Annotated in this window: 4 protein-coding genes; 2 read left to right on the forward strand and 2 right to left on the reverse strand. The window is 38.0% G+C overall.

Features of this window, described 5'->3' with window-relative positions:
* A partial coding sequence (locus H6G26_RS41245) for a helix-turn-helix domain-containing protein (protein ID WP_190737860.1) occupies positions 1-153 on the forward strand: 153 nt, incomplete at its 5' end.
* Between the two features lie 137 nt (positions 154-290).
* Here the strand turns inward: H6G26_RS41245 and H6G26_RS41250 are convergent.
* Positions 291-752: a response regulator gene (locus tag H6G26_RS41250; protein WP_190737862.1), complete on the reverse strand. Its 462-nt coding sequence runs from the start codon at positions 750-752 to the stop codon at positions 291-293.
* A gap of 331 nt (positions 753-1,083) precedes the next feature.
* A complete protein-coding gene (locus H6G26_RS41255) occupies positions 1,084-1,254 on the reverse strand; it encodes a hypothetical protein (protein ID WP_190737864.1) in 171 nt (56 codons plus the stop codon).
* Positions 1,255-1,641: 387 nt separating this feature from the next.
* Here H6G26_RS41255 and H6G26_RS41260 point away from each other — a divergent pair.
* Positions 1,642-2,064: GAF domain-containing protein (locus tag H6G26_RS41260; RefSeq protein WP_242054409.1), on the forward strand; the 423-nt coding region annotated here is incomplete at its 3' end.

The raw sequence follows: 2,064 nt of genomic DNA on the forward strand, positions 1-2,064 counted from the left end.
CAAAATAGCGAGCAGACTGTAGAGCAAATTGCTAAAGCATTAGGCTACCAAGATGTATCTCATTTGTCTCGCCAGTTTCGGCAACATCATGGCTTACCTCCCCATACTTGGCGTAAACAATATCATGCACTTGCTTCAAAAGTCGGCATTTAAGTACTACAAATGAGTTGAATACTTTTAAAATTTTCTTTACGAATCAACTCTGACCTTTGATTTTAAATCTTCCCTCAAGGGTTAAGATCATTTCCTACAAAGGTAACTTCGAGTCCGTGAATGATTAGAAGTAGTTACTAAAACCCTTTGACGATTTTTACAGGCAGATATAGCAATTTCGCTACTTCTTTCATTAAGTCTTTAGGGTTTGAAGGCTTTTGAATATAAGTTTGAAACCCAGATGCAAGCGCTTTTTCATAGCATTCCTCAAAAGATACGCCACTTAAAGCAATTGCCGGAATTTCTCTAATTGGTGAGAGTGGTAGTGACCTAATTTTCTGTATTAACCAATATCCGTCTTTTCCGGGCATTGCAATGTCAGAAATTAAAAGATCCACTGCGTGTTGTTGAATTAGTTTAAATGCTAACGAGGCATTATCTGCCAACATTACATTAATTCCATATCTACAAAAAAAATAGCTTATTAAACTCAGGTGATTTTTGTCGTCATCAACTATAAGTATTGTTAATCCTTTAAAGATAATATCTATCTCTGTTCTCTGGTCTGAAGATTGTGCAGCCTCAAAATTTTCTACCATAATCGGATTTGACTGTTACTCGGTAATGCCTTACTTGCTTGATGAACGCAGGATCGGCTATAACTTACGACTGCGAAAAAGTCCCTTGCTTTATATAAAAGTTTGTTATGTAATATTCTTCAGCTAGAGTTTTGTGCTTTATGCAAAAATAACCAAAATTTTGAAACTGCTGTCACAAAGGAGAATCAAGATTTAGAAGATGTTAAAGCCCTGCTAAAAGCAGTCTCTATCGCTGCGCTGGATTTATCCCCTTTTTCCGTACCCTCACAAACGTTTGTGCAATCATTCTAACCTCTCACCAATGGTCACAGTTATATCGTCCGGTGGGAGATTATTGGGCGATACGAATGGCACATTTCTCTTTCACAGACGCTTTGCGAACGTGAATGCTACCGGAAATGTCGGGTGTGGAAATTGGGTTATTGGCTAACCCAATGTCCACAAATGGATCACAAAATTGATCTAGTAGTTGCTCTGGTGAACTTGGCTCTTTTAAGGACAAGAGGTAATGGAACTCATGTTTTTAGCCCTTTCCCCTTTAACAAAAGTTGGGGGGTTAAGTCCCCTGCCTCTACAGGCAGAACCTTTTGTGTCGGGGTCAAAATCCCCGTCACAAAACGTAATTGCGAATTGGTTTAACATGAACCCCTTTCCCAGTCCTTACCCAACTTTTGCTTGGGTTGGCAGGCTATTAGACTTGCACCTATACAATTAAATAAGGTATCGCTCAGTCCGATACCTTGACTAATACTGATATACACACTCAAATATTTTACATCCGTAATCTTGCTGAGTCAATTACACTGCAATTTTCCAGCAGAATTTTAATTTTGAAGTAAAACAAGGGAACTCTAGGTAAGAGTTGATTATTGTTGCGTCTAGTATGATTATGGCTTCTCAGAATCAAGGCTCAGATTCTCAGAGAATTATTGCTATCACCGTTGAAAAAATCCGTCAATCTCTTGATTTAGAATATATTTTTCAGACAACTACTCAAGAAGTTAGGCAATTGTTCAACTCTGACCGTGTAATTTTATATCGTTTCAATCCAGATTGGAGTGGAAAAGTTGTCTCTGAATCCTTAGCACAAGGGTGGTTGCCTTTAATCCAGCAGCAAACGCATCAACCACAATTAGTAGAAAATATCAGTGAATGTAGCTTGAAAAATTTATCTATCCCTCCAATTGTAGATACTTATTTACAAGATACAAAGGGAGGGCGCTTTTCTCAAAATGAAACTTATCGTGTTTGTGACGATGTTTACAGTGCTGGCTTTAGTAAGTGCTACCTGAAAATTTTAGAGCAATGCCAG

Origin of the sequence: Nostoc sp. FACHB-888 (assembly GCF_014696655.1) — a bacterium.
Lineage (GTDB): Bacteria > Cyanobacteriota > Cyanobacteriia > Cyanobacteriales > Nostocaceae > Nostoc.

Coding starts and splice junctions, on each gene's coding strand:
- H6G26_RS41250 (WP_190737862.1), bottom strand. CDS start 752: ATGGTAGAAAATTTTGAGGCTGCACAATCTTCAGACCAGAGAACAGAG.